This is a genomic window from Exiguobacterium sp. s70 (genome assembly GCF_018618315.1).
Lineage (GTDB): Bacteria > Bacillota > Bacilli > Exiguobacteriales > Exiguobacteriaceae > Exiguobacterium > Exiguobacterium chiriqhucha.
Genome location: NZ_JACSLV010000003.1, coordinates 329,090 through 355,888 on the forward strand (window position 1 = coordinate 329,090; position 26,799 = coordinate 355,888).

General features: G+C 49.7%; 26 protein-coding genes. 9 read left to right on the top strand and 17 right to left on the bottom strand.

Going from position 1 to position 26,799, the window contains the following annotated elements; genetic code table 11:
- Nucleotides 1–12 precede the first annotated feature (12 nt).
- The 8 genes from rplI to KNP84_RS10120 form a co-directional block, all read right to left on the bottom strand.
- Nucleotides 13–456 (bottom strand): 50S ribosomal protein L9, encoded by a 444-nt coding sequence (gene rplI, locus KNP84_RS10085; protein WP_021067864.1) that lies wholly within the window; start codon nucleotides 454–456, stop codon nucleotides 13–15.
- Nucleotides 453–2,444, bottom strand: a complete 1,992-nt coding sequence (locus tag KNP84_RS10090) for a DHH family phosphoesterase (RefSeq protein WP_021067863.1) — start codon at nucleotides 2,442–2,444, stop codon at nucleotides 453–455. The genes rplI and KNP84_RS10090 overlap by 4 nt, the downstream gene beginning before the upstream one ends.
- Before the next feature lie 150 nt (nucleotides 2,445–2,594).
- Nucleotides 2,595–2,825 carry a 30S ribosomal protein S18 gene (gene rpsR, locus KNP84_RS10095; RefSeq protein ID WP_015880232.1) on the bottom strand — a complete coding sequence of 77 codons (231 nt, stop codon included), beginning with the start codon at nucleotides 2,823–2,825 and terminating at the stop codon, nucleotides 2,595–2,597.
- A gap of 41 nt (nucleotides 2,826–2,866) precedes the next feature.
- Entirely contained in the window at nucleotides 2,867–3,376 is a 510-nt protein-coding gene (gene ssb / locus KNP84_RS10100) for a single-stranded DNA-binding protein (RefSeq protein ID WP_021067862.1), read from the bottom strand.
- 37 nt (nucleotides 3,377–3,413) lie between these two features.
- Complete coding sequence (gene rpsF, locus KNP84_RS10105) at nucleotides 3,414–3,701, bottom strand: 30S ribosomal protein S6 (protein WP_021067861.1); 288 nt, start codon at nucleotides 3,699–3,701, stop codon at nucleotides 3,414–3,416.
- A 130-nt stretch (nucleotides 3,702–3,831) separates the two neighbouring features.
- A complete protein-coding gene (gene ychF / locus KNP84_RS10110) occupies nucleotides 3,832–4,932 on the bottom strand; it encodes a redox-regulated ATPase YchF (RefSeq protein WP_029596437.1) in 1,101 nt (366 codons plus the stop codon).
- A gap of 152 nt (nucleotides 4,933–5,084) precedes the next feature.
- On the bottom strand, nucleotides 5,085–5,288 hold the full coding sequence (locus KNP84_RS10115; RefSeq protein ID WP_016509068.1) for a DUF951 domain-containing protein: 204 nt from the start codon (nucleotides 5,286–5,288) through the stop codon (nucleotides 5,085–5,087).
- A complete protein-coding gene (locus KNP84_RS10120) occupies nucleotides 5,278–6,216 on the bottom strand; it encodes a mechanosensitive ion channel family protein (RefSeq protein WP_021067859.1) in 939 nt (312 codons plus the stop codon). The genes KNP84_RS10115 and KNP84_RS10120 overlap by 11 nt, the downstream gene beginning before the upstream one ends.
- 169 nt (nucleotides 6,217–6,385) lie before the next feature.
- Here KNP84_RS10120 and yyaC point away from each other — a divergent pair, with 169 nt between their 5' ends.
- Nucleotides 6,386–7,012, top strand: a complete 627-nt coding sequence (yyaC, locus tag KNP84_RS10125; protein WP_021067858.1) for a spore protease YyaC — start codon at nucleotides 6,386–6,388, stop codon at nucleotides 7,010–7,012.
- Here the strand turns inward: yyaC and KNP84_RS10130 are convergent.
- From KNP84_RS10130 to mnmE, 5 genes are all read right to left on the bottom strand, one after another.
- Nucleotides 6,985–7,767 carry a ParB/RepB/Spo0J family partition protein gene (locus tag KNP84_RS10130; protein WP_029596439.1) on the bottom strand — a complete coding sequence of 261 codons (783 nt, stop codon included), beginning with the start codon at nucleotides 7,765–7,767 and terminating at the stop codon, nucleotides 6,985–6,987. The two genes, yyaC and KNP84_RS10130, sit on opposite strands and share 28 nt — an antisense overlap.
- 49 nt (nucleotides 7,768–7,816) lie before the next feature.
- Nucleotides 7,817–8,695: a nucleoid occlusion protein gene (noc, locus tag KNP84_RS10135; RefSeq protein WP_021067856.1), complete on the bottom strand. Its 879-nt coding sequence runs from the start codon at nucleotides 8,693–8,695 to the stop codon at nucleotides 7,817–7,819.
- Nucleotides 8,696–8,774: 79 nt separating this feature from the next.
- Nucleotides 8,775–9,491, bottom strand: coding sequence for a 16S rRNA (guanine(527)-N(7))-methyltransferase RsmG (gene rsmG, locus KNP84_RS10140; RefSeq protein WP_021067855.1), 717 nt, complete (start codon nucleotides 9,489–9,491; stop codon nucleotides 8,775–8,777).
- Nucleotides 9,492–9,495: 4 nt separating this feature from the next.
- Nucleotides 9,496–11,382, bottom strand: coding sequence for a tRNA uridine-5-carboxymethylaminomethyl(34) synthesis enzyme MnmG (gene mnmG / locus KNP84_RS10145; protein WP_021067854.1), 1,887 nt, complete (start codon nucleotides 11,380–11,382; stop codon nucleotides 9,496–9,498).
- Nucleotides 11,383–11,397: 15 nt separating this feature from the next.
- Nucleotides 11,398–12,777 carry a tRNA uridine-5-carboxymethylaminomethyl(34) synthesis GTPase MnmE gene (gene mnmE / locus KNP84_RS10150; RefSeq protein WP_021067853.1) on the bottom strand — a complete coding sequence of 460 codons (1,380 nt, stop codon included), beginning with the start codon at nucleotides 12,775–12,777 and terminating at the stop codon, nucleotides 11,398–11,400.
- A 170-nt stretch (nucleotides 12,778–12,947) separates the two neighbouring features.
- Between mnmE and KNP84_RS10155 the strand changes: the two genes are divergently transcribed.
- Nucleotides 12,948–13,700, top strand: a complete 753-nt coding sequence (locus tag KNP84_RS10155) for a nucleotidyltransferase domain-containing protein (RefSeq protein WP_215114724.1) — start codon at nucleotides 12,948–12,950, stop codon at nucleotides 13,698–13,700.
- Between the two features lie 16 nt (nucleotides 13,701–13,716).
- Here the strand turns inward: KNP84_RS10155 and KNP84_RS10160 are convergent, their stop codons facing one another.
- The 4 genes from KNP84_RS10160 to rpmH all read right to left on the bottom strand — a co-directional run bounded on the left by KNP84_RS10160 (nucleotide 13,717) and on the right by rpmH (nucleotide 15,998).
- Nucleotides 13,717–14,259: an HdeD family acid-resistance protein gene (locus KNP84_RS10160; protein ID WP_215114725.1), complete on the bottom strand. Its 543-nt coding sequence runs from the start codon at nucleotides 14,257–14,259 to the stop codon at nucleotides 13,717–13,719.
- 120 nt (nucleotides 14,260–14,379) lie between these two features.
- Complete coding sequence (yidC, locus tag KNP84_RS10165) at nucleotides 14,380–15,240, bottom strand: membrane protein insertase YidC (protein WP_214718816.1); 861 nt, start codon at nucleotides 15,238–15,240, stop codon at nucleotides 14,380–14,382.
- 102 nt (nucleotides 15,241–15,342) lie between these two features.
- The gene (gene rnpA, locus KNP84_RS10170; RefSeq protein WP_021067848.1) at nucleotides 15,343–15,696 is read right to left on the bottom strand and encodes a ribonuclease P protein component; all 354 of its coding nucleotides are present in this window, start codon (nucleotides 15,694–15,696) and stop codon (nucleotides 15,343–15,345) included.
- A 167-nt stretch (nucleotides 15,697–15,863) separates the two neighbouring features.
- Complete coding sequence (gene rpmH, locus KNP84_RS10175; protein ID WP_015880216.1) at nucleotides 15,864–15,998, bottom strand: 50S ribosomal protein L34; 135 nt, start codon at nucleotides 15,996–15,998, stop codon at nucleotides 15,864–15,866.
- Nucleotides 15,999–16,769: 771 nt separating this feature from the next.
- Here rpmH and dnaA point away from each other — a divergent pair.
- From dnaA to KNP84_RS10210, 7 genes are all read left to right on the top strand, one after another.
- On the top strand, nucleotides 16,770–18,143 hold the full coding sequence (gene dnaA / locus KNP84_RS10180) for a chromosomal replication initiator protein DnaA (protein ID WP_021067847.1): 1,374 nt from the start codon (nucleotides 16,770–16,772) through the stop codon (nucleotides 18,141–18,143).
- 197 nt (nucleotides 18,144–18,340) lie between these two features.
- Entirely contained in the window at nucleotides 18,341–19,480 is a 1,140-nt protein-coding gene (gene dnaN / locus KNP84_RS10185; protein WP_021067846.1) for a DNA polymerase III subunit beta, read from the top strand.
- A gap of 135 nt (nucleotides 19,481–19,615) precedes the next feature.
- Nucleotides 19,616–19,831: a S4 domain-containing protein YaaA gene (gene yaaA, locus KNP84_RS10190; protein WP_128123800.1), complete on the top strand. Its 216-nt coding sequence runs from the start codon at nucleotides 19,616–19,618 to the stop codon at nucleotides 19,829–19,831.
- 1 nt (nucleotide 19,832) lies between these two features.
- Nucleotides 19,833–20,951: a DNA replication/repair protein RecF gene (gene recF, locus KNP84_RS10195; RefSeq protein ID WP_215114726.1), complete on the top strand. Its 1,119-nt coding sequence runs from the start codon at nucleotides 19,833–19,835 to the stop codon at nucleotides 20,949–20,951.
- 54 nt (nucleotides 20,952–21,005) lie between these two features.
- Nucleotides 21,006–22,934: a DNA topoisomerase (ATP-hydrolyzing) subunit B gene (gyrB, locus tag KNP84_RS10200; RefSeq protein ID WP_021067843.1), complete on the top strand. Its 1,929-nt coding sequence runs from the start codon at nucleotides 21,006–21,008 to the stop codon at nucleotides 22,932–22,934.
- A gap of 22 nt (nucleotides 22,935–22,956) precedes the next feature.
- Nucleotides 22,957–25,527 carry a DNA gyrase subunit A gene (gyrA, locus tag KNP84_RS10205; protein ID WP_058765174.1) on the top strand — a complete coding sequence of 857 codons (2,571 nt, stop codon included), beginning with the start codon at nucleotides 22,957–22,959 and terminating at the stop codon, nucleotides 25,525–25,527.
- A gap of 62 nt (nucleotides 25,528–25,589) precedes the next feature.
- Nucleotides 25,590–26,579 (top strand): HD-GYP domain-containing protein, encoded by a 990-nt coding sequence (locus KNP84_RS10210; protein WP_029596442.1) that lies wholly within the window; start codon nucleotides 25,590–25,592, stop codon nucleotides 26,577–26,579.
- Nucleotides 26,580–26,799: the final 220 nt, after the last annotated feature.

The window sequence follows — 26,799 nt, forward strand, 5'->3', positions numbered from 1 at the left end:
TCTACCTCACCTTCACGCTTCTTGAACATGAACGTTTAACGAAGCCGTGACGTCATGATGCAACTTCACCGGCACTTTCGTGAACCCGAGCGCTTTGATTGGGTGTTCAAGCTCGATTTTACGCTTGTCGATCTTGTAGCCCATTCCTTTCAACGCCTCACCGATTTGTTTGCTCGTGACCGATCCGAAGACGCGACCGCCTTCACCTGACTTCGTCTTGACGACGATCGTCTCTTTTTCAAGCTTGTCCTTCAACTGTTGGGCTTGCTTCAATTCTTCTTCGGCCGCTTCTTCAGCGCGTCGCTCTTTCGCGGCGAACGCCTTCAAGTTACCCGGTGTCGCTTCGACCGCCAAGTTCTTTTTAAAGAGTACGTTCTTTGCGTAAGCGTCCGCGACGTCTTTCACGTCACCAGCTTTACCTTGACCTTTAACATCTACTTTTAAAATGACTTTCATTCAGAATCCTCTCCCTCTGTTTCGTCTGTCATATAATGATCAATCGCTTCTTGTAATAACGTCTTCGCCTGTTCCCGGCTCACGTTCAATTGCGTCGCCGCGTTCGTCAAATGGCCGCCCCCGTCCAGCATCTCCATGATGACTTGGACGTTGACGTCGCCGAGCGAACGAGCACTGATGCCGGTCCGGCCGTCTGGCAAGATGGCGATGACGAACGACGCTTTAACGCCCTCCATATTGAGGAGTTGGTCAGCGGATTGGGCAATCAACACTTGATGATGCACTTCATCATCCGAAGCGACGGCGATCGCCATACCATCGGAATAAATATCCGTGTTTTCGAGTATATGGGACTGTTCGATATACGATTCAAGGTCTTGACGCATGAAGTGTTGGACGAGCACGGTGTCTGCCCCTTGAATCCGAAGGAAGGAAGCGGCGTCGAACGTCCGCGACCCCGTCCGCAGAGTAAATCCTTTCGTGTCGACCACCATACCTGCGAGGAGCGACGTCGCCTCTAAAATCGATAGCTTGCGCGTCCCGGCCTGATACTCGATCAACTCCGTCACGAGTTCGCACGTCGATGACGCGTACGGCTCCATATAGACGAGGACCGGATCCTCGATGAACTCTTCGCCGCGGCGATGGTGATCGATAACGACGACCCGTTCCGCCCGGTCCAAAATGTCCCGTGAGATGACGAGCGACGGTCGGTGCGTATCGACGACGACGAGGAGCGTCTGTTCGTCGATGAGCGGTTGAGCCTCGAACTCTGTCAAAAAACGGCTATATAGGTCTTCGTCGTTTTCGACTTCATTGACGAGACGTTGGATGCCGACACTCGTCTCGCCGGCCGGGATGACGACGTACGCCTCGCGACCGACAAATTCAGCCAGTTTCATGATGCCAATCGAAGCCCCAAGTGAATCCATATCGGGGTTTTTATGCCCCATAATCAGGACACGGCTCGACTCGCGAATCAAATCGCGCATCGAGTTCGAGATGACGCGGGCTCGAACCCGAGTCCGTTTCTCGGTCGGGTTCGTCTTGCCGCCGAAAAAGCGGACTTTCCCGTTATGACGCTTGACGACGACCTGGTCACCGCCACGTCCGAGCCCTAAATCGAGACTCGATTGCGACAAGTTGCCGAGTTCCGTCAACGTCGTCTCTCCGCAGCCAATCCCGATGGAGAGTGTGAGCGGAATCTTATGCTCTTTCGTCGCCTCTCGGACCTCGTCGAGAATCGAGAAGCGGTTGTTCTCGAGTTCAGAGAGTGTCCGTTCATTCATGACGAGAAAGAAGCGGTCGGCTGCCGTCCGGCGCATATAGATGTGGTATTTTTGAGCCCATTGGTTCAAGAGGACGGTCACACGTCGATTGATTTCACTCCGGACCTGTTCATCCACAGCGGTCGACATCTCGTCATAGTTGTCTAAGTATAAGACGCCGATTACCGTCTGTGTTTCCGAGTATTTTTGTTCAATCTCTGCCTCATCCGTCATATCGAACAAGTAAAGTGTCTGATACTCCCTATTGTAGAGGACCCGATAAACGCGGTCTCCGACTTCGATGGTCGCCTCGTCCTCTTCTTCCTCAATCAATTCGGTGAACGCCGAGTGAATCGAGTCAATCGAGATTCCAAGTTCCATCTCGAGCTCAAAGATGAGTCGAGACTGTTCATTGAACCAGCTGATGCGACGAGCTTCGTCAAAGACGAGAATCCCGATCGGCATGCCGGTGAGCGCTTCTTTCCCAACATCTTCAATCCGATGCGACAAGGAATGAACGTATTGTTCCCATGCCTTGCGCTCTCGTCGAATCGTCACTTGCTGATAGATGAAAAAAATCAGCGTGCCCACGAACAGGGTGATTGCCGCCACAATGCTGTAGAACGCCAATCCTAACGCGACCAACATTCCAATCACATATGGAACGGCGTGACGCGCGTACTGGTTCTTCACTGATGTTATTGCTTCACCACTGTGCATGTGTGCCTCCTAAAATGAGTGGTGTTCCACCCATGATGTCTAAATGGTTTCTGCTCTATCATACCATATCCGCCCGTTTCACTTACACTCCTACATCGGCTCAGAAAACAAAAAACGACCTATCCCGAGGGATAAGCCGTGTGTCAAAAATTACTCTGCAACGTATGGAAGCAAAGCCATTTGACGTGAGCGCTTGATAGCGACAGTAAGTGGACGTTGGTATTTCGCTGAAGTACCAGTCACACGACGTGGAAGAATTTTACCACGCTCCGAAACGAAGCGTTTGAGCAATTCTACGTCTTTATAATCGATATGGGTGATGTTGTTCGACGTAAAGAAACATACTTTACGACGACGACGACCTCCTGGACGACGTGCCATGTGAAGACCTCCTTTTTAGTTTAGTTTTCGAATCGACGCGATCAAAATGGCAGATCGTCATCCGATAAGTCGATTTTTCCGCCACCCGAGAACGGGTCAGCTTCAAAACCTTTGTTTGAGTTCGAGGACTGAGATGAAGTCGAAGAAGCGGCTGCGCCCCATCCTGACCCACTTGACTCACCACCACCGAAGACATCTCCAGCCGGTGCTGTATCACGTTGCCCTGAGGCACCGCGTGGTTCAAGGAAGCGTACGCTATCGGCTACGACTTCTGCCCGGTAACGACGTTGGCCATCTTGACCTTCGTAACTACTGATTTGAAGGCGACCGTCTACGCCGGCCATGCTGCCTTTTTTCAAATATTGTGCCACGTTCTCTGCTTGTTTGCGCCAAACGACACAATCAATAAAGTCCGCCTCGCGCTTCCCATCTTGTCCAGTGAATGGACGATCGCAAGCGAGAGTAAAGCGAGTTACGGCAATCCCGCTCTGCGTGTAACGCATTTCTGGATCGCGTGTCAATCGACCAACTAACACAACTCGGTTAATCATCTCAAAGCTCCCCTTTCGCAATATGAAGCGTTAAGAATTAACGCTCGTCTTTAGTTGTCATTTGACGGACAACGTCATCAGAGATCTTCATGAGACGCTCTGTTTCTTGAATCGCTTTAGGCTCAGCAGTGATGTTGAGAAGAACGTAGTGTCCTTCGCGCATCTTGTTGATTTCGTAAGCGAGACGACGTTTACCCATGTCTGTTGTTTTATCAACAGTACCACCGTTTTCAGTGATGACGTTGTTGAAGCGTTCGATTAAAGCTTTCTTAGCTTCCTCATCAACTGATGGACGGATAATGTAAAGAAGTTCGTATTTACGCATTATCTTTCACCTCCTCTTGGACTAACGGCTCCTACCGGTTGTAGGAGCAAGGAGCAAACAAATGTTTTACTCACGTCATAATATACTATCAAACTTCTGTTCGTTTTACAATACGTTTCCGTAAAATGGCTTAAACGTTGAAACGGAACGTGACGACGTCGCCATCTTGGAAGACATATTCTTTTCCTTCTGAGCGGAGTTTCCCTTGTTCTTTGACCGTCGTCATATTGCCGGCAGCTGACAAGTCTTCATACGAGACAACTTCTGCCCGGATGAATCCACGCTCGAAGTCCGAGTGGATGACGCCCGCACATTGTGGGGCTTTCATGCCTTGCTTGAACGTCCAGGCGCGTACTTCTTTCTCACCGGCCGTGAAGTAAGTCGCGAGACCGAGCGTCGAGTAAGCGGCACGAATCAATTGATCGAGACCTGATTCTTCGATGCCGAGGTCTTGCAAGAACTCAAGGCGCTCTTCTGGTTCGAGCTCTGAGATTTCTTCTTCGATGCGGGCACAGATGACGATTACTTTCGCCTCTTCTGTCGCCGCGTGTTCACGAACTGCTTGGACGTATGGGTTTTGATCGGCATCAGCCACTTCGTCTTCACTGACGTTCGCGACGTAAAGCATCGGCTTCATCGTGAGCAATTGGAAGTGTTTGACGATCGCAAGCTGGTCTTCTGTCAACTCGGCAACGCGAGCCGGGCGCTCCGATTCGAGGACGGCTTGAACGATTTCAAGTGCCTCGAGTTCTTGAGGTGCACCCTTATCTTTCGACTTGACCATTTTTTGAACGCGCGTGATGCGTTTCTCGACCAACTCAAGGTCGGCCAAAATCAATTCGAGGTTGATGGTCGTGATGTCATCAATCGGTGAGACTTTTCCTGCTACGTGCGTGATGTTGTCGTCTTCAAAGCAACGGACGACTTGGCAAATCGCGTCGACTTCACGGATGTTGGCGAGGAATTTGTTTCCAAGACCTTCTCCTTTTGACGCACCTTTCACGATTCCGGCGATATCTGTAAACTCAAATGCGGTCGGTACGGTCTTCTTCGGTTTGACGAGTTCTGTCAACCGATCGAGACGTGCGTCCGGCACTTCGACGACCCCAACGTTCGGGTCGATTGTCGCGAACGGATAGTTGGCTGCTTCTACACCGGCTTGCGTGATGGCGTTAAATAATGTCGATTTCCCGACGTTCGGTAATCCGACGATTCCTGCTGTTAATCCCACTTGTATGTCCTCCTCATCCGGCTTTCCCGGGAAATGTTGATCCGTCTGTGGAGTGGGTACGTTCAGTACACCACACCGTCACATCCTTCACAATTATAGTTAGTCCTCGATTAAACCGCAACTCACGGTTGCAACACAGAGAAGAACGCCACTTATTCAGCGGCGTTCTCTTGTTTAAGCACTTTTTTCAATCGCTTATCAAAGTCGCGACGCGGCATGAGCACGCTCGCCCCGCATCCTTGACACTTGATGCGAATATCCATTCCGACCCGAGTCACCTGCCAGCGGTTCGTCTGACACGCATGCGGTTTCTTCATTTCTACAAAATCGTTCAACTCATACGATTTAGCCTGCATTTTCCGGCGCTCCTTTAGTCGTTGTGGTTGGCGGCATCATGACGGTACGCGGATACGGGATTTCGATTCCACGCTCATCTAGCCCGGCCTTCAACTCTTTATGCAAAATCCGACCGGCCGCGAAGTGTTGTGTCGGTGGAACTTCGGCCATGAGACGATAGACGACTTCCGACGGTCCGAGCGACTGCACACCAGCGAGCGTAATTGGTTCGATGAACAAGTCGTGATACTTCTCCTCGACCGTATGGGCGATTTCTTTCAACGCCTTCTCCACTTTAGCCATGTCTTCTTCATACGCGACACCGATATCGACGACTGCGACGCTGTTCTCGAGTGAGTAGTTCGTCACTTGCATGATTTGTCCGTTCGGGATGATCGTCACTTGTCCGTTCAACCCTTTCAACTTCGTCGTCCGAATCCCGACTTCGATGACGGTGCCGTCGACTTGTTGATTTAAATTGACGTAATCCCCGTTCTTATACTGGTTCTCGAAGATGATGAACGCACCTGTGATAACGTCCTTCACCAAGTTTTGCGCGCCAAACGAGATGGCCAGACCGGCGACCCCGGCCGATGCGATTAAACCGGCGATATTGACGCCGAACTGCCCGAGCACCGTCAAAATCATGATTAGGCCGAGCACATAGCGAATCGTGTTTTGGGCCAATTTCGATAGCGTCTCATTTTGCCGTTGCGTCACAATATCGTGCTCTTTAATTTTACGCAGTGCGAACACGCGTTGGACCATCGACGTCAAAATGCGTGACGCCACATAAAGTGCCAAGATGATGAGTGCGACACCGGTCAATTTGATACCGAGACCGATCCACATCTCCGTGTCTTGGAAATAGGCGACGAACCGATTGACACTATCCATCGTTTCGTCGGCTACCGTGCTTAAGTTTGTATCTGTATTTTGTGAAGCCATGTTGTCACCTCTAGCGTTATAGATTCTAACCCATCAAACCATAATTAACGACTTTTCTCAAACCCTACATCCGGACGTTATAAGTTTTGGTGTTCCGGGAATGGGATAATACGGTTTCATTCCGCAATTGCAACTAGACGCAGGCAGCTTAGAAGAGAGGATGAGATTCATGCCGTTTCGCCTAAAACCTCATAAACCATACTCTTTCTTCATCGAACATACCGAACGGAGTGGATCCAAGCTCTTTGCCGATCAACTGCATGATCAGTTGGCAAAGGAGACGCATCGTCCAATCGTCCTCGTTTGTATCGGCTCCGACCGTTCCACCGGTGACTCGCTCGGACCGCTCGTCGGCACGTTCCTTGAGGAGCGCTTTGTCCGCAATATCCATGTGTACGGCACGTTGACAAAACCGGTCCATGCGCTGAACCTTGTCGAGACGCTCCATGAGATTCAGACACGGTTCCATCGCCCCCTCATCATCGCCATCGACGCTTGCCTCGGTCGCTTGTCGAGTGTCGGTTATATCTTCTTCTCAGAAGGACCGCTCGCCCCCGGTGCCGGTGTTCAAAAAGAACTCCCTTCGGTCGGCGAATACAACATTAAAGCCGTCGTCAACGTAAGTGGCTTCATGGAAATGATGATTTTGCAAAACACGCGCCTCCACCTCGTCTATGAGCTGGCTCGTTTCATCACCGACGGGTTCGTCGAGTTCGACTCACGCATCGGGCGGCTTCATCAAGAAGAGGCGGCCATCACCCGACTTCGTCAGTCTCGTGACGAATCGAAATCTTGAGGCGATAACAACGTCAATAGATGTTCCAAATCGTCTTGCGAGAAATACTTCAGCTCGAGGACGCCCCCTTTTCGACGCGGGCGAATCGATACATCCATTTGAAGACGTTCCGCTAGCACCGCCTCGACGGCTTCCACGTCGGCGTCCGAGCGTTTGAGCGTCTTTTTTTCAATGCGCTCCTTTTGTAAATAGCGCTCGAGTCGGCGGACCGTCCATTGCTCGGCGATGACGCGACGGGCAATCTGTTCCATCGCCTGAACCGATTTCATGCCGGTGATGGCCCGGGCGTGGCCCATCGTCAACTCACCGACCATGACCGCATGCTGGACCGCGCTCGGTAACCGAAGCAGTCTCAAGCTGTTCGTCACATGGCTCCGACTCTTGCCGACGCGTTCGGCCAATTGTTGCTGGGTCAATCCGAGCGTTTGCATCAACTGTTCGTAGGCGAGCGCCTCTTCGATCGCGTTCAAGTCGGCACGTTGAATATTCTCAATCAAGGCGAGTTCCATGACGCGGTCCGAGTCGGCCGTGACAATCAACGCCGGGATATCCGTCTTGCCGGCCAATTGAGCAGCCTGAAACCGGCGCTCGCCGGCGATGATTTCATAAAACCCACTCGCTTTACGGACGACGATTGGTTGCAACACGCCATAACGTTCAATCGATTGCCTGAGCTCGTCTAGCTTTTCTGGTTCGAACTGCTTGCGGGGCTGATTCGGGTTGGGACGAATGTGTTTAATCGGTAACCGTTCCATCATGATTCCTCCATTCCTTCTGACTGATAGCTATAAAAAAAGCACAGGCTCACTTTTGTGGCCGTGCTTTCGGGATTCGAATTCGAATTTCAACAAATTCGTCTTCTTCGACTTCCTCGGTCTGGACTTCAATCCCGGTCTTTCCGATTAAACTGACCGAGTCCCGGATTGTATTGAGGGCGATTCGCGTGTCACGTGCGAAACTTTTCGTCCGACGGCGTTGCTTTTTCGGTTTCCGCTTCTCTTCTTCAATCGGTGTCGTCAAGAAGGCGACGCGTTCTTCCGTCTCTTTGACGTTAAAGTCCTGCTCTATAATCTCCATGAGCACTTGGAGCTGGAGTCCTTCCTCTTTGAGCGGCAAAAGCGCCCGAGCGTGACGTTCATTGATTTGGCGGTCGCGCAAACATTGCTTGACGTCGTTCGGCAATTTCAACAGGCGTAGTTTATTGGCAATCGTCGACTGACTCTTGCCGAGACTCTTCGCGAGCGCGTCTTGTGTCAGACCTTTCATGGCGAGCAGACGATCGTACGCCTCCGCTTCTTCAATCGGACTGAGCTGTTCGCGCTGCAAGTTCTCAATCAATGCCAGAGCGGCAGTCGTATCGTCATCCATCTCCCGGACGATGGCCGGAATGACCGACCAGCCGAGCGATTTGACGGCGCGGAAGCGGCGTTCCCCAGCGATAATCTCGTAGCGTCCCTCTTCTGCTTTTCGGACGACGATTGGCTGCAGGAGACCATGTTCATCGATTGTGACAGCGAGCTCTTCGATTTTAGCCGGCTCGAATACTTTACGCGGTTGATAACGGTTCGGGAGAAGCAACGATAACGCGATGTCTTGAACCGCGTCATTCGGTTTGACTTCTGCGATTTCTGTAACCGCCACTTCTGGACGACTTCCGAACAGTTTAGCAAATGTTTTCTTCAACGTCGGCACCCCTCTATGTAAAAAATAAGCAGATTCCACTACCGGAATCTGCTTTTAGTTTCACGTGAAACACTATTGCTCAGATTAGCGGCTCTTTCGCTGGGGTACCCGCTTTACGTGGATATTTCCCAGGCGTTTTTCGTAATTTATCTACAATTACGATATTACGCTCACTCATCTCTCCTGGCAATAGGAACTGGTGTGTCGTTTTTACTTTCCCACCGAGCACGGCCAAGGCGTTTTTCGCATCGACAAGCTCGTCGGAAACCTTCGCTGCTTTGAGCGCTACGAACGTTCCGCCGACTTTTGCGAGCGGTAAACAGTACTCGGCGAGCACCGTCATCCGGGCAACCGCACGGGCGGTTACGACATCAAATTGCTCACGAAATTTTTTATTTTTTCCAAACTCTTCGGCGCGTCCGTGATGGAACGCCACACCTTCTAACCCGAGCGCGAGCGCGAGTTCGTTCAAGAACGTGATCCGCTTGTTAAGCGAGTCGATAATCGTCACGTGAAGGTGCGGGAATAGAATTTTGAGCGGCAAACTCGGGAATCCAGCCCCGGCACCGACATCACATACGGTATCCACGTTTGCGAAGTCGAAATGGAACGCCGCACTGAGCGAGTCATAGAAATGCTTCAAATACACTTCTTCCTTGTCCGTGATCGCCGTCAAATTCATCTTCTCATTCCACTCGACGAGCATCTCGAAATACAGTTCGAACTGAGCGAGTTGTTTCTCGCTCAATTCAAACCCTTCTGCCTGCAGCGCCTCAATAAATTGGGATTGGTTCATCGTTTCACTCCACTGTCGCGTATTGTCCTTGCTCGATATAGACAAGAAGAATCGAAACGTCCGCCGGGTTTACCCCGGAAATACGTGACGCTTGTCCAATCGAGAGCGGACGAACTTGTTTTAGTTTTTGTTTCGCTTCCGTCGCAAGACCACCGATTGCATCGTAATCGAGTTTCTCCGGAATCCGTTTTTCTTCCATCCGACGCATCTTCTCGACTTGCTCGAGCTGCTTCGAGATGTAGCCTTCGTATTTCACTTGAATCTCGACTTGCTCCGCCACTTCAAACGGCACTTCGATCGGTGCCGGTGCAAAGCGCATGAGCGTCGCGTACGTCACTTCTGGCCGCTTCAACAAAATGCTGGCATGCGTCGCTTCTTTGAGCGGGTTCGCGCCAACTTCTTCGAGCACGGCGTTCACGTCAGCGGACGGTTTGATGACGAGTCCGTTGAGACGCTTCACTTCTGCCGCGATGGCGACTCGTTTGTCTTCAAGGTGGGCATGACGCTCTGGTGACAATAGACCGACCTCGTGGCCGATGTCGCTCAAACGAAGGTCCGCATTGTCGTGGCGCAAAAGCAACCGATACTCGGCGCGGGATGTGAGCAGACGGTATGGCTCGTTCGTCCCTTTCGTCACGAGATCATCAATCAAGACGCCGATATACGCCTGTGAGCGGTCCAAGATGACTGGCTCTTTGCCGAGAACTTGGCATGCGGCGTTGATTCCGGCCATGATGCCTTGTCCGGCCGCTTCTTCATAGCCGCTCGTCCCATTGATTTGACCTGCCGTGAACAATCCGCCAACCGTCTTCGTCTCGAGTGTCGGCCAAAGTTGCGTTGGTACGACTGCATCGTACTCAATCGCGTATCCAGGGCGCATCATCTCTGAGTTCTCAAGCCCTGGAATCGTCCGGAGCATTTGATGCTGAACGTCTTCCGGCATACTCGTCGAGAAGCCTTGCACGTAAATTTCTTCCGTATCGCGACCTTCTGGCTCGAGGAAGATTTGGTGACGCGGTTTATCGTTGAACCGGACGACTTTATCTTCAATCGATGGGCAGTAACGTGGGCCCGTCCCTTTGATGGCACCTGAGTACATTGGCGAACGATGCAAGTTCTCGTCAATCAACTGGTGCGTCCGCTCGCTCGTGTAGGTGAGCCAGCACGGGATTTGCTCGATCGGGTCGAGGTCTTTCGACGTGTAGGAGAAGAGCGACGGATTGTCGTCCCCTGGTTGAATCTCCGTCTTCGAGTAATCGATCGTCTTGCCGTCGATGCGTGGCGGTGTCCCCGTTTTGAAACGAACGAGTTCGAGCCCGAGCTCTTCTAAATGCTTCGACAATTCGACCGAAGGCATCTGGTTGTTCGGACCGCTCTCATACGACAATTCGCCGATAATGATTTGACCGCGCATGAACGTACCCGTTGTGACGATGACCGCTTTCGAGCGGTACTCCGAACCAGTATTCGTGACGACGCCGGCGACTTTCCCGTCTTCGATGAGAAGTCGTTCGACGAGCGCTTGACGAAGCAATAGGTTCGGTTCGTCTTCAAGCACTTTCTTCATATGATTTTGGTATTGGAATTTGTCCGCTTGCGCCCGTAATGCGCGCACTGCTGGACCTTTCGATGTGTTGAGCATCTTCATTTGAATGTACGTCGCATCGATCGCCTTCGCCATTTCGCCGCCAAGGGCATCGATTTCGCGAACGACAATCCCTTTCGCGGGACCACCGATCGATGGGTTGCAGTACATGAATCCGACCATATCTGGATTCATCGTGAGCATCGCCGTTTTCGCGCCCATGCGCGCCGAAGCCAGTGCGGCCTCGATTCCCGCATGACCGGCTCCGATGACGATGACATCAAACTCGCCTGCCGTGTAAGCCATAGTTGTTCCTCCTTATTATTTCCCAAGACAAAACTGTGAAAAGAGTTGATCAATCAAACTTTCTTGAACGGTGTCCCCGTTGATTTCGCCGAGCGTATCCCACGCCCGCCGTAAATCGATTTGGACCATATCAATCGGCAAATTCATGGCGGCGCTTCCGAGCGCCTCATCGATTTGTTCGATCGTCCGTTTGATGAGCTGAATGTGTCGTGCGTTCGAGATATATGTCATATCCTGTGATTCGACGCCTTTAGCGAAGAACAAGTTCGAGATCGCCTTCTCCAATGCATCGATTCCCTCTTCTAATAAGAGAGACGTCGCCACAATCGGGCGACCTGCCGCTAGTTTCTCCAGCTTAGAAGAATCCATACTTTGTGGCAAGTCCGTCTTATTGATGATGATGATCGCATTCATACCAGCAATCGCCTCAAACAAGGCCTCATCCTCGACAGTTAGACCTTCATGCCCGTTCAAGACGAGCAAAATCAAGTCAGCCCCGGCGAGCGCCTTGCGCGATTTCTCGACACCAATCCGCTCGACGATATCTTCCGTCTCCCGAATCCCTGCCGTATCAATCAATTTGAGCGGAACGCCTTTGACGTTCACATACTCTTCAATCGTATCGCGCGTCGTTCCTGCGATTTCCGTGACGATCGCTTTCGTCTCTTGTACGAGCGTGTTCATGAGCGATGACTTGCCGACGTTCGGTCGACCGATAATCGCTGTCGCGAGCCCTTCTCGTAAAATCTTGCCTTGTCGCGCCGTCTCAAGTAGCTGCTCGAGCACACGCTTCACTTCGCCCGCCTTGTCTTCGACGATGGCCTGGGTCATCTCTTCGGCGTCGTATTCCGGATAGTCGATATTGACCTCGACCGCCGCAATCGTCTCAAGCAACAGTTGACGCAACTCGCGGACGAGCCGTGACAAGCGTCCTTCCATTTGTGACATGGCGACGTTCATAGCCCGATCCGTTTTGGCACGAATCAAATCCATGACGGCCTCGGCTTGCGACAAATCAATCCGTCCATTCAAAAAGGCGCGTTTCGTGAACTCGCCCGGTTCTGCCAAGCGGATGTCCGGTTGTTCAAGAATCAGTTCGAGGACACGATTGACCGCGACGATTCCTCCATGGCAATTGATTTCAACGACGTCTTCTCGCGTGAACGTCTTCGGTGCGCGCATGATGCTCACCATGACTTCATCGACGACCTCGTCCGTGCCAGGACGTTTCAATTTTCCGTAATGGATCGTATGTGACTCCACTTTCGTCAAATCCTTTCCAGAAAACACACGGCCCACCGTCTCGACGGCGCGGTCACCGGACAAGCGGACGATTCCGATTGCCCCTTCACCCATCGGCGTCGAAATCGCCGTAATCGTGTCAAACTCTAGCATCATCTTTCCCTCCCATACTTCTTACTACTTCCTCTATCTTATGCATAACGCACCTACTATACACGATATTTGTCTCGAACGAAAGAGTCCGACCTCTCGAGTAACGGTTGCATTTCAGTGAATTACTTTAGTACAATAAAGGAATATATTTCCATGGAGGACGTGATGAAATGCGACAGCAAGATGCCATCGCCACATTGACCGACAGCCTCATCTCCGATACGGACGTGCAGGCCATTTTCTTGAAAGGATCGTTCGGGCGTGGTGAAGCGGACGAACATTCCGATGTCGACTTGTACGTCATGGTCGCCCCTGACAGCCTGAATGACTTCTTGTCGCGCCGCCGCACCCATCTGGCCACATATCGCCCGATTCTGCTCGAGGACGAAATCGATATCATAGCCCCGCAACTGATCGTCGTCTATGATGATTTCTTGCATCTCGACTTCTTCACGGTGACGGCGGACACGTTGAACCATCAAGACACAATCACGGTGCTGTATGATCCGGAACACCGACTGCAACATCACTCGAGTTCGCTCACCTTGTCGGATGAAGACTTAAGCGGACACGTGTTTGATGCGATTTGGTTCTTTTTCCAATATACGAAAGCCCGTGACCGCGGCAACGATGTCTGGGCCGTCGAGATGCTTCGGCAAGGCATGAGTCATTTCGCCTATGTGCTCGCCGCTCACTACGAACCCGAACGGGCCGCACTCGGGTTGAAAGACGTGGCCGCCCGGCAGCGGATTGAAATCCGGACCTTTTATGAAGCGTTGACACCCGACCATCATGCGACAGCCGCTCGATGGTATATTTCCCTTCTCGAAGCCGAGCGTCCCTTCTTCGAGACGACCGTTGCGTTCGAAGTGATTCGTCCGTTTTTCGACCGACTCGTCATCCGTGAAAAAAGCCGCTCCTAATGTGAGCGGCTTTCGTTTATGCTTGCTGGCGTCTCGAGGAGCGGAGTGTGAAATAAAGCACCCATTCAATCACCCCGACGGCGATGAGAAAACCGCCGAACAATTGGAACAAAACGAGCAGGCTGTCAAACGGGTTCGCCAACATGAGTAGGCCAATCCCGATCCACAATAGACTGCTCAGCATGAAGTACATCCACCGATTGGCGATGGTCCGGCGAAATCCGACGGCTTGAATCAACCGGATGATGCCACCAAACAAGAATAAGGCGCCGATAAAAATCGGGAGCAGACTTGCCAACGTTTCAGCGAAGAAAAAGACGATTAAAGCGATCAATAAATAGATGATTCCCATAAAGAAACCGGCTGGGAGTCCGTCCCGTTTGTGCCGCAACCCTTGAACGATGGCGACGAGACCGATGATGGCAAAGTAAGCCGCGACCAAATAGACGATCGCATCAAAAAAGATGCGCGGATACAAGATGATGAGTAACCCGATTACCACGTAAAGCGCCGCTTGAATGAACGTCGACCGTTCCAACCGTTTGATGAGCGTCTCCATATGAAAGACCCCTTTCTGATTCGACGATTTCGACCACTGCTTTGTTTATTCCCGGATTTAAGGTTGATCTATCCCGAACGACAAAAAAGGCTGTGGATTGGTTATCCACAGCCTTAGCGTTTATTTACGTTTTTTCTTTTTTGCCTTTTTTTCTTCTTCTGCGAGTACGGCACGTTCTGCTTCTTTCGCCGCGATTTTCGCTTCAGCTTGAACTTTCATTTTCTCACGCATCGGGAGCATGATTGCCATCGTCACGATAATCGAGATGATGTAACCGACGACCCAGTACATCGAAAGGGCGGCTGGAAGCGTGATCGACATGACGAAGATCATCACTGGGAAGATGTAGAGCATCATTTTCAATTGTGGGTTTTGTTCTTGGCCCGCCATTGAGATTTTTTGCTGTGCATACGTCAAAATCGCTGCCAGAATCGGCAAGATGAACGTTGGATCTGGTGCCCCGAGGTCGAACCAGAGGAACTGCGCTTCAAAGATTTCAGGTGTCCGACGGATCGCATCATAGAACGCGAACAAAATCGGCATTTGAATCAAGATTGGCAAGCAGCCCGCGAGCGGGTTGATTTGGTACTCTTGATACATTTTCATCATTTCTTCTTGCAGTTTACGTTGCGTCTCTTGGTCTTTCGAGCTGTACTTCTCACGCAGCTTGAGCATCTCTGGCTGCAACACTTGCATCGCACCCATACTCTTCGTCTGCTTGATCATAAGCGGTAAAATCAAGAGGCGGACGATAATCGTCGCGACGATGATCGAGTAACCGTACTGCCACGTCCCACCAATTAAGTAAGCCGCTTCTTTCAACAACCATGCTAGTGGCCAAACAAAGTATTGCGACCAGAAGCCTTCCGTCTCAGCCGTAATCGGCTCTCCTTGGATCGTCGATGGGTCGACACAGCCAGCCATCAACATGATGACGCCGGTCATGACAGCCAACAATCCTAATTTTAGCTTTTTGCTCATAGTTCCCCCTACGCTTTCTTTATCGATTCTTTTGTTTCATCACACGTCTATCGGTCAATCCTAATTAGTTCGCGTTATATATGAAAGAACGAGCTCGGATTGTTATGATCGATCGACTTGTCTCTGCTTCCAAACTTTAGCCCGTTTGAATGCGTGTTTCAAGCTTTCTGTCACTTCATCTTGCGTAAGCGACGTCGCTGGTTTGCGCGCAATGATGACATAATTGTGCGGAGCCACGTTCGGTTCGAGCAAGCGAAGCGATTCACGCATCAATCGTTTCATCCGGTTCCGTTCCACGGCATTTCCCAGCTTTTTGCTGACCGAAAGTCCAACCCGGAAGTGCGCTTGATCCGCTTTCTGCGTGTAGACGACAAACTGACGATTGGCCACGGAGCGTCCTTCACGAAACACCGCTTGGAACTCTTCATTCTTTTGCAGGCGGTATTCTTTTTTCAAAATTCTCACTCCATCCTTCGCTTCAAAAATCGTCAACTAACATCATACCATATCCCATTCATTTCAACGAGAGTGAATCAGCTTTTTCCGTCCGTTTGTGTGAGTTCTGTGACGATACAAAAAAAGATTGCCCAAGGAGGATTCCTCGGGCAATCTCATGATCTGTATTAGACAGTCAAGGCTTTGCGGCCTTTACGACGGCGAGCTGCAAGAATGTTGCGGCCGTTTTTAGTCGCCATGCGTGCACGGAATCCGTGGACTTTCTTACGCTTACGGTTGTTAGGGTTGAAAGTTGGTTTCATTGTTAAAGCACCTCCTCAAGGTTAACGCTCTATTAGCAAGTTATAGTTTCATTTAAGGCAGTCTTTAAGATTATATAAACTGTTGTCTAGATTGTCAATGAGTTTTCGCCAGGTTTTCAATTAGGATGAAATCCTTCGGATAAGGAGGGGACAATCGCCTCAGGATGGCATGATCTAGAAGAAACGGAAGCAATGAATCACATGGAGAATTAACAATCTGCCAGTGACTTTTTTACAAATAGCTGTCTAAAGCCATTTTATCCACATATCCCAATAGTTATCCACACTTATATGTGAATAACTCCTCTTCTTTCAACAATTTTACGATTCCATTTTTTAATTTTTCATTTTCTTCTCTTGAAAAAATATTCTCCACAATTCCTTCTTCCTCTTTTGTGTATAACTTTTCTATCTCTATCTTACCTTACTTCTAATTATCCACAACATATCCACAGTTTATCCACACTATACACAGCATGTGGATAACTACCTGTGGATTCTTTTTGCAGTCTGTGGATAAATATCAAAAACCGTTGCCACGTCTATTTTATTTTGATAAACTGAATGTGCACAAACTTGTGGATGAACTTTTAGCAATTCCAAGATATACACAGGCTGTGGATAACTGTTATCCCCAACATCAACACCATGTGGATAACTTTATCCACAGTTTTTGTTCTCTGGGGATAACCCTATTATCTACTATAGAATAGTGTATGTGTATATCGTGTGAATAAGTTTCGCCAACATGTGAGTAAAGGAGGTCTTTCATTGAAGAATGCTCGCGAGATTTGGAGAAATGTTTTATCTCTGATTGAGGAAGAGGAACGAACACCAAAAGCCAGCTTTGATATGTGGTTGAAATCAACAGAAGGAATTTCGTTGATGGGGACGACACTCGTCGTGTCCGCGCCAGCCAGTTTCATTGTGACTTGGCTTGAGCGTCAATACTTGTCATTGTTACAAGATACGATTGAAGAAGTAACGAACAACAAGCTTGAGATTCATTTTATCGAGGAATCACAAGCACACAAGTATGCACCTGCGGATGGATCGAAAGAGACGATTGCTGCCACAGAAATGAAAGAACAGCCACTTCCGGTACTACCAAAAGAGGAAGGGAACCTCGGACAGCTGAATGACAAGTACATTTTTGAGACGTTTGTCATCGGGTCGGGTAACCGATTTGCTCACGCTGCCTCGCTCGCTGTCGCAGAAGCGCCGGCGCGCGCCTATAATCCGCTCTTCATTTATGGAGGAGTCGGGCTCGGCAAGACGCATTTGATGCATGCGATTGGTCATTACGTGAAAGGGCAGAAGCCTGGCGCACGAATCGCTTACGTATCATCTGAAAAGTTCACGAATGAGTTTATCAACTCGATTCGTGACAATAAGACCGAAGAATTCCGCAACCGCTATCGGAACATTGATGTTCTCTTAATCGATGACATTCAGTTCCTAGCCGGGAAAGAACAGACACAGGAAGAGTTTTTCCACACGTTCAATGCGCTTCATAACGATCAGAAACAGATTGTGATTTCGAGTGATCGACCGCCTAAAGAGATTCCGACGCTCGAAGATCGTCTTCGTTCGCGGTTCGAATGGGGTCTTATCACAGACATCACACCGCCTGACCTTGAAACACGGATTGCCATCTTACGCAAGAAAGCGACGGCAGAAGGACTGGATATCGCAAACGACGTCATGCTGTATATTGCTAACCAAATCGACACGAACATTCGTGAACTCGAAGGGGCGTTGACGCGCGTCGTGGCCTATGCCAAGCTCGTCGGTCGTCCGATTGATCCGGATGTCGCTGCTGAAGCGTTGCACAACATCATGCCGGTCCAAGAAGCGAAGAAAATTGTCATTCGGGACATTCAAGAAATAGTGGGCCGTCACTTTAATATTGAAGTCGATGAACTGAAGGCGAAGAAACGGACGAAGACGCTCGCATTCCCTCGTCAAATCGCGATGTACTTATCACGTGAGATGACGGAAAGCTCGCTTCCTAAAATCGGGGAAGAGTTCGGTGGACGCGATCACACGACAGTGATTCACGCCCATGAGAAAATTAGTACGTTGCTCAAGCACGATCCGGAGATGCAAGAGACGATTCAGACGTTAAAGAAAGCATTGTCATAAAACGCTTCAATTTCATTGTGGATATCCTGTGGATAAACCCACATAGTTATCCACAAGTTATTCACAGGCAGAATGGCTCAACACCAGTAGTTAAAGTGACTTATCCCCAGTATCCACAGCCCTTATTACTATTATGACTTAAATAATACTATTATTATTAACTATATGACTCAGTTCACTTAGGAGGAATTATCCACATGCATTTAACGATTCAGCGAGATGTATTCATGCAAGCCGTACAAGATGTATCAAAAGCTGTTGCTTCCCGAACGACGATTCCAATCCTCACAGGATTAAAGCTTGAAGCCCATGCCGATGGGTTGACGCTCACAGGTAGCGATACGGAAATTTCAATCGAACGCTTAATCCCGATTGAAGAAGGCGGAATCGAACTCATTCAAATTCAACGAGCAGGTAGCGTCGTGCTCAATGCACGTTTCCTCGGTGAGATCGTTAAAAAGTTGCCGACGAATGAAGTGACACTCGAAGTGTCTCCGAACTTTATGACACGAATTGAATCGGGACAAGCCGAGTTCCATTTGAACGGACTCGATCCAGATGAATACCCGCGCCTGCCTGAACTATCAAGCGAGCGTCGTTTCTACTTGCCGGCCGATTTGTTGAAGACGATTATCCGTCAAACGAGCTTCGCTGTTTCGGGACAAGAGACACGTCCTGTGTTGACAGGGGTCAACTTCTCTGCCGAAAAAGGATTCTTGACGTGTGTAGCAACGGATAGCCACCGTCTGGCACTTCGCCGGGCACGGTTTGAGACAGACAACGATTTGACGTTCCAAAATGTCGTCGTCCCAGGCCGCTCATTGAACGAACTCGCAAAATTGCTTGATCGGGAAGAGTTGCCAGTCGAAATCGTGTTGACGGACCAACAAATCTTGTTCCGCTTGAAAAACATCTCGTTCTTCTCGCGTCTACTCGACGGTGCATACCCAGATACATCACGCTTGATTCCGGAAGAATACCGGACAGCGGTCCGCATGAACGCGAAGGACTTCCTCCAAGCTATCGATCGTGCGTCATTGCTTGCACGCGCTGATCGCAATAACGTCATCAAGTTTGTCGCTGAAGAAGCGACGACGGTCGAAGTCTCCTCTCATTCTCCAGAAGTCGGGAAAGTGTCAGAGCGCGTCAGCATCCTGTCGCTTGAAGGAGAAGAGTTAAAAATTTCATTCAACTCGAAATTTGTCATGGATGCGCTTCGTGCGCTTGATGCTTCAGAGATCGAAATCCAGTTCACGGGTTCGATGCGTCCGTTCATCTTGCGTCCGGTCGAGCAAGATAGCGTCCTACAGTTGATCTTGCCAGTCCGCACGTCTTAAGTCAGACTGAGCAGATTCGGGGATGATGAGGTGTTTCACCTTGTCATCCCCATTTTTGCCTTATTCGACGTTTTTCGATAAACTAATAAGTATGGCGATTTTTTGTACTAAGTATGAAAGAAAGGAAGTGACGACATGAAAAAAGTGTCGATTACAACCGAGTATGTAACGCTCGGACAATTTTTGAAGTTGGCTGATATCATTTCAAGCGGAGGCCAAGCGAAGTTCTTCTTAGAGGACATTCAAGTGAAAGTGAACGGTGAGATTGATCAACGTCGCGGACGCAAACTACGCGATGGGGACACGATTGAGGTCGAAGGTTTCGGAGACTTCCAAATCGAGGGTAACTAACGTGCATTTAAAGTCGATCCGATTGCAAAACTACCGCAACTACGAAACCCTCGAGCTAGATTTTTCAGAACAGACGAACGTTCTCATTGGTGAGAATGCCCAAGGGAAAACGAATCTGCTCGAATCGATTTACGTACTTGCGCTCGCAAAGTCACATCGGACGACGCAAGACCGTGAACTGATCGGCTGGGAGGCGGATGCAGCGATGGTCGAGGGACGGATTCATAAACGGACCGGGGAGACGGTCCAGTCGCTCACGTTTTCACCGAAAGGGAAGAAAGCGAAATTGAACCATCTCGAACAACGCCGCCTCAGCGACTATGTCGGCGCTTTTAACGTCGTGCTGTTCGCACCCGAAGACCTTGCCATCGTCAAAGGTAGCCCGCAAGGACGACGACGGTTTTTAGATATGGAAATCGGGCAAGTGAGTCCTGTCTATTTACATGAATTGAATCAGTATTTGAAGACACTGAAGCAACGGAACGCCTTGTTAAAGCAACTGTCCATCAAAGGTGGAGACGAGACGCTACTAGAGGTGCTCACCGATCAAATGATTGAGCTTGCCGTGAAAATCGTTTCGCGACGTCATCATTTTATCGATCAGCTTGAAAAATGGGCGGGACCCATCCATTCCGGCATCACACGTGACTTGGAGACACTGACGATTCAATACGTATCGGATACATTTCAAAAAGAACGTTACCCAAAAGAGGCGATGTTTGAAACGTATCGTCAAAAGTTTGATAAAATAAGAGAGAACGAACGAAGACGAGGCGTGACGTTATTTGGTCCGCATCGAGATGACTTTGAATTGTATGTCAACAATCGCAACGTCCAAACGTTCGGTTCACAAGGCCAGCAACGTACAGCGGCTTTGTCTTTAAAGTTAGCGGAGATTGAACTGATCCACGAAGAGGTCGGGGAATATCCATTGCTTTTGTTAGATGACGTGTTATCTGAATTAGACGACCATCGCCAAACCCATCTGCTCGACACGATGGGCCAAAAAGTCCAAACCATTATCACGACGACCAACATTGATGGCATCGCTCACGAAACGATTCAACAAGCGAAGGTGTTTCACGTGAAAAAAGGCGAAGTTGAAACGGAATCTGTATAACGTAAGACCAATCCATATGAACACCAATTCATGTATAGTAGGTGAACAAAACCGATGAGTAACGAAAACGAAAAACAAATGCAAGATTATGGTGCTGATCAGATTCAAGTGCTTGAAGGGTTAGAAGCCGTTCGTAAACGCCCGGGGATGTATATCGGTTCAACGAGCTCACGAGGACTCCACCACTTGGTGTGGGAAATCGTCGACAACTCGATTGATGAAGCGCTCGCCGGACACTGTGACACGATCACGATGACAGTAGAACCAGGTAACTCGATTGTTGTCGAAGATAACGGACGCGGGATTCCAGTCGATGTTCAAAAGAAAACGGGCCGTCCTGCCGTCGAAGTCATCTTCACCGTCCTTCACGCCGGAGGTAAGTTTGGCGGCGGCGGATACAAAGTTTCAGGTGGTCTACACGGTGTCGGGGCCTCGGTCGTCAACGCGTTGTCGACGAAGCTTGAAGTGTTCGTCCGTCGTAACGGCAACGTCTACTATCAGTCATTCAAACGCGGTGTCCCACAAGGCGAACTTGAAATCGTCGGTACGACCGATACGACTGGTACAACTGTTCGTTTCTTCCCGGATGGGGATATCTTCGAAGAGACGCTCGAATATGACTTTGATTTACTCGCCACACGTTTGCGCGAACTTGCCTTCCTGAATAAAGGACTCCGCATCGTCGCCAAAGACGAGCGCAGCGATGAGACGATTGAACGCAATTATCACTACGAGGGTGGAATCAAGTCATACGTTGAACATTTGAACCGCTCGAAAGCCTCAATCCACGACGAGCCTGTCTACGTACATGGCACGAAGGATGGAATTGAAGTCGAGATTGCGCTTCAGTACAACGAAGGATTTGCGAGCAACATCTATTCATTCACGAACAATATTCCGACTCATGAGGGCGGAACGCACGAGACTGGATTTAAAACGGCGCTCACGCGTTCAATCAACGACTATGCAAAACGCTTCGGTCTCATGAAAGAGGCTGATGGTAGCCTGTCAGGAGATGACGTACGTGAAGGATTGACGGCGATTGTCTCGGTCAAACACCCGTCGCCACAGTTCGAAGGGCAGACGAAGACGAAACTTGGTAACGCCGATGCGCGTACAGCCACAGACTCACTCTTCACAGACACGTTCGAGCAATTCTTGCTTGAAAATCCATCTGTCGGTCGATTGATCGTCGACAAAGGCTTGATGGCGGCCCGTGCCCGTCTCGCAGCGAAACGTGCTCGTGAGATGACACGCCGTAAAGGGATCCTTGAAGTCAGTTCATTGCCTGGGAAACTAGCCGACTGTTCATCGAAAGATGCATCGAAGTCTGAGCTGTACATCGTTGAGGGTGACTCGGCCGGCGGTTCAGCGAAATCAGGTCGCGATCGTCACTTCCAAGCGATTTTGCCAATCCGAGGTAAAATCATCAACGTCGAAAAAGCGAGACTTGATAAGATTTTAGCCAACCAAGAAGTACGTACGATTATTACAGCGCTCGGGACAGGGATTGCGGAAGAGTTCGATCTCGGGAAGGCTCGTTATCATAAGTTGATTATCATGACCGATGCCGACGTCGATGGAGCCCACATTCGCACACTGCTCTTGACGTTCTTCTATCGCTACATGCGTCCGCTCGTCGAGAGCGGGTATGTCTATATCGCGCAACCACCACTTTACGGCTTGAAGCACGGAAAAGATGTCACTTACGTGCAGAATGACCGTGAATTGCAAGAAGCGATTAAACAGCTTCCGGAGAATGCTCGTTACAGCGTACAGCGTTACAAAGGTCTAGGTGAGATGGACCCTGAACAGCTGTGGAGCACGACGATGAATCCAGAGACACGCTCGATGCTTCGTGTCGACCTTCAAGACGCCATTGAGGCGGATGAGATCTTTGAGACGCTCATGGGTGACAATGTCGAGCCGCGACGTGATTTCATCCAATCACATGCGCATTACGTGAAAAACCTCGATATTTAAAAAGAAGGGTAGGCAATAACGAATGGCAGAACAAGAAAATATCAAGGATATAAATATTAGCCAAGAGATGCGCACCTCGTTCATGGACTATGCGATGAGCGTTATCGTGTCACGTGCCCTCCCAGACGTACGAGACGGTCTGAAACCGGTTCACCGTCGTATTCTATATGCGATGAACGAACTTGGAATTCGTGCTGACAAGCCCCATAAGAAATCGGCCCGTGTGGTCGGTGACGTTATCGGTAAGTATCACCCGCACGGTGACTCTGCCGTTTACGAGACGATGGTTCGGATGGCGCAAGATTTCAGTTATCGTTATGAACTCGTCGACGGTCACGGAAACTTCGGATCGGTCGATGGAGACTCAGCCGCAGCGATGCGTTATACAGAAGCACGTATGTCGAAAATCGCGATGGAACTCGTCCGTGATATCGGCAAAAACACGATTGATTACCAACCGAACTTTGACGGAGAAGAGAAAGAACCGGTCGTCATGCCAGCCCGGTTCCCGAACTTCTTGGTCAACGGGACGAGTGGAATCGCGGTCGGGATGGCCACGAACGTACCGCCGCATAACTTGAACGAAGTCATTGACGGCGTTCTTGCGTTGACGCATAACCCGGATATCACCATCTCCGAGTTGATGCAGCATATCCCGGGGCCTGACTTCCCGACAGCCGGCGAAATTTTAGGACGTAGCGGAATTCGCCGCGCCTATGAGACGGGTCGTGGATCAATCACGATGCGGGCCAAAGCTGAAATCGAAGTGTTGAAAAATGGTCGTGAACGGATTCTCGTTCATGAAATCCCATATCAAGTGAACAAAGCGCGCCTCGTCGAAAAGATTGCCGATTTGGTACGCGACAAGAAAATCGAAGGCATCACTGATCTTCGCGACGAGTCGGATCGTAACGGGATGCGTGTTGTCATTGAAGTACGCCGCGATGCGAATGCCAGTGTCATTTTGAACAACTTGTATAAACAAACGCCAATGCAAACGACGTTTGGGGTCAACATGCTCGCCCTCGTTGGGGGACGACCGAAGACGCTCAACTTGAAGCAAGCGATTTATTACTACATCGAGCACCAAAAAGAAGTTGTCCGCCGTCGGACGCAGTTCGATCTCGACAAGGCCGAGGCCCGTGCACACATCCTTGAAGGATTGCGCGTTGCCCTCGATCACTTGGATGAAGTCATCGCCATCATCCGCAGCACGCGGACCGGTGACGAGGCCCGTGAGAAATTGATTGCCCGTTTCGGGTTGTCGACCGAGCAGACGCAAGCGATTCTCGATATGCGTCTTCAACGTTTGACTGGACTTGAGCGTGAGAAAATCGAAGGCGAGTATCGCGAGATTCGCGCCTTGATTGAAGAGTTGCGTGCCATCTTAGGCGACGAAGAACTCTTGCTTCAAATCATTCGCAACGAGTTGACAGAAATCAAAGAGCGTTATGGCGATGCACGTCGGACAGTCATCCGTACGGATATCATCGAGCTTGAAGATGAAGACTTGATTCCAGTTCGCGACATGATGATCACGCTCACGAGCGAAGGGTATATCAAATCAATCCCAAGCGACTCGTATCGTACACAACGACGAGGCGGACGAGGCAAGCAAGGGATGGGTACGAATGACGAGGACTTCGTGTTACGTCTCTTGTCAGCTTCGACGCATGATACGATCCTGTTCTTCACGAACTTCGGTCGCGTCTTCCGCTTGAAAGGGTATGAAATCCCAGAGATGAGCCGGACTGCGAAAGGGATGCCGATTATTAACTTGCTACAAGTCGATAAAGGCGAAAAAGTCGAGACGATGATTCCGGTCGACTTCAATAGTTACTTGGCAGACAAAGCCATCGTTGAGGATGGAAGTGAAGATTCGGAAGCTGAAGTGGCAGACGAGCAGTTGTCGCTCGTGTTTATCACGAAGCAAGGACTCGTCAAACGTTCACCGCTCTCGGCTTACGCCCGCATCAATAAAAACGGACTTCGTGCCATCAGCTTGAATGATACGGACGAATTGGTTACTGTCCGTCTTGCGAAGAGCGATGACGAAATGTTGATTGTGACGCGTGAAGGGATGTCGATTCGCTTCCCGCTTGCGAGTGAAGTACGGTCGATGGGCCGTACCGCCCGAGGTGTCCGTGCGATTCGTCTGAAGAAGGATGACGATCAAGTCGTTTCGATGGAAATCGTACGCCCGACGCAAGACGTATTGATTATCACGGAAAAAGGCTATGGCAAACGAACGCCGATGGAGCAATTCCGCACGCAAGGTCGAGGCGGTTCTGGAATTATCGGAATCAAGACTGACCGCGGTACCGTCGTCGGTATGCGAGTCGTGGATGAGGACGACGATATCATGCTCATGACCGAGCTCGGTGTCGCCATTCGGATCGATTCACAGACGATTTCGCAAATGGGTCGCAGTACGCGCGGTGTGAAAGTGATGAACATCGAAGACGGCGATCGTTTGGCTACAATTGCCAAATTGAAAAAAGATGAGCTAGAAGAGGAATCAGCAGATGAGATGGAGAATGGATTTGATGGTGAAGCACCAGAAACCGACCTATCGTCTGAAGTGACCGAATAAGGCGAAACAGGTCGAGCGGAGCTTCCGTTCGACCTGTTTTCATACGATCAGGAGGGATGAGCATGCGACTCGCTATTTCAAACGTGCACGTAGGTATGACGCTCTTAACATCTGTTTCTTCATTAGAGGCCGGGATTAGACTGACGAACGAACATTTACGTTTGCTCCGCTTTTTGAAAGTTGATGCGATTGAAGTTGCTCCGGTAGAACGCCGTCCCTTTACACATGAGGAAGAACGCGACTTATGCGAAAAGATTCTTCAGTATGAACGTCACTACAATCAATGGGAAGAACGGATATCACCGAATCCATATGAGGCTCTTGAATTTATTCATCAGTTATTTCGCCAAGATTATCCTTTATCAGCAATCGTCAAGTTTTTCACGAACCAACCGTTACGTAAAAATCATGTGATTCATCATGCGATTTATCGGGCGCTCGTCGCAAAAACGTTATCGAAATATCGGGGGGACGAACATCGGCTTCAGTTTGACTATGGAATCGCATCTTATTTCGCCGATGCCAGTTACGCTAAAATCCGCAAATGGTCACATATGCGCTATTTTACAAAAATGGAACGTGAGCTTCTGTATCAACATCCACTCGTATCGATGGCGATGTTACCTGAAGATCGGACATTACGGCAGCGTGTCGGTAAATTAGTGGCCGAACATCATGAGCGGCTCGATGGATCGGGCTTCCCAAATCGTCTTGAAGAGCGAGCGCTTCATCCGGCCTCTCCTCTGTTTATCGTGGCAGATCGTTTTTGTCAGTTGACGGCACCGCGAACATTCCGAGCTGCACTCACTCCGGAAGAAGCTTACTTCTATATGTGGCAAAATGAAGCGTACGATGGAGAGGCGCTCACACTGTTAGCTACGTTACTCGGCTTTTATGAAGTGGGTCGAACCGTTTTGTTGAGTAGTGGGGTTCGTGGGAAAATTCATCACTATACACCGAGTGTCGAACAACCGATTGTCGTATCAGAACCGACGCAAGAAACGTATGATTTAACTCGTTTAGACGAAGTACGAATCATCGCATTTCAATAATAGAAAGTGTGTTCCTTCTATATAGTGCAAAGAAGGAGCACACTGTTTTTTTATTCTTTTAAAATATTTTATTTTTATAGTTGACGAAAGAGAATGCAGGTGCTATTATAAATGAGTCGCTAAGAGCGGCAGACGAACTTTGAAAACTGAACGATGAGGCAAAAAAAGTTTTACAATTTTTGAATGAAGCGCAAGCTTCGTCATTTTTAAAGAGCTATAT

Excerpts from the sequence above, each read along its gene's own strand:
- rplI (WP_021067864.1), bottom strand. The coding sequence starts at position 456 with ATGAAAGTCATTTTAAAAGTAGATGTTAAAGGTCAAGGTAAAGCTGGT.
- KNP84_RS10090 (WP_021067863.1), bottom strand. The coding sequence starts at position 2,444 with ATGCACAGTGGTGAAGCAATAACATCAGTGAAGAACCAGTACGCGCGT.
- rpsR (WP_015880232.1), bottom strand. The coding sequence starts at position 2,825 with ATGGCACGTCGTCCAGGAGGTCGTCGTCGTCGTAAAGTATGTTTCTTT.
- ssb (WP_021067862.1), bottom strand. The coding sequence starts at position 3,376 with ATGATTAACCGAGTTGTGTTAGTTGGTCGATTGACACGCGATCCAGAA.
- rpsF (WP_021067861.1), bottom strand. The coding sequence starts at position 3,701 with ATGCGTAAATACGAACTTCTTTACATTATCCGTCCATCAGTTGATGAG.
- KNP84_RS10115 (WP_016509068.1), bottom strand. The coding sequence starts at position 5,288 with ATGCAGGCTAAATCGTATGAGTTGAACGATTTTGTAGAAATGAAGAAA.
- KNP84_RS10120 (WP_021067859.1), bottom strand. The coding sequence starts at position 6,216 with ATGGCTTCACAAAATACAGATACAAACTTAAGCACGGTAGCCGACGAA.
- yyaC (WP_021067858.1), top strand. The coding sequence starts at position 6,386 with ATGCCGTTTCGCCTAAAACCTCATAAACCATACTCTTTCTTCATCGAA.
- KNP84_RS10130 (WP_029596439.1), bottom strand. The coding sequence starts at position 7,767 with ATGGAACGGTTACCGATTAAACACATTCGTCCCAACCCGAATCAGCCC.
- rsmG (WP_021067855.1), bottom strand. The coding sequence starts at position 9,491 with ATGAACCAATCCCAATTTATTGAGGCGCTGCAGGCAGAAGGGTTTGAA.
- mnmG (WP_021067854.1), bottom strand. The coding sequence starts at position 11,382 with ATGGCTTACACGGCAGGCGAGTTTGATGTCATCGTCATCGGAGCCGGT.
- mnmE (WP_021067853.1), bottom strand. The coding sequence starts at position 12,777 with ATGCTAGAGTTTGACACGATTACGGCGATTTCGACGCCGATGGGTGAA.
- KNP84_RS10155 (WP_215114724.1), top strand. The coding sequence starts at position 12,948 with ATGCGACAGCAAGATGCCATCGCCACATTGACCGACAGCCTCATCTCC.
- KNP84_RS10160 (WP_215114725.1), bottom strand. The coding sequence starts at position 14,259 with ATGGAGACGCTCATCAAACGGTTGGAACGGTCGACGTTCATTCAAGCG.
- yidC (WP_214718816.1), bottom strand. The coding sequence starts at position 15,240 with ATGAGCAAAAAGCTAAAATTAGGATTGTTGGCTGTCATGACCGGCGTC.
- rpmH (WP_015880216.1), bottom strand. The coding sequence starts at position 15,998 with ATGAAACCAACTTTCAACCCTAACAACCGTAAGCGTAAGAAAGTCCAC.
- dnaN (WP_021067846.1), top strand. The coding sequence starts at position 18,341 with ATGCATTTAACGATTCAGCGAGATGTATTCATGCAAGCCGTACAAGAT.
- yaaA (WP_128123800.1), top strand. The coding sequence starts at position 19,616 with ATGAAAAAAGTGTCGATTACAACCGAGTATGTAACGCTCGGACAATTT.
- gyrB (WP_021067843.1), top strand. The coding sequence starts at position 21,006 with ATGAGTAACGAAAACGAAAAACAAATGCAAGATTATGGTGCTGATCAG.
- gyrA (WP_058765174.1), top strand. The coding sequence starts at position 22,957 with ATGGCAGAACAAGAAAATATCAAGGATATAAATATTAGCCAAGAGATG.
- KNP84_RS10210 (WP_029596442.1), top strand. The coding sequence starts at position 25,590 with ATGCGACTCGCTATTTCAAACGTGCACGTAGGTATGACGCTCTTAACA.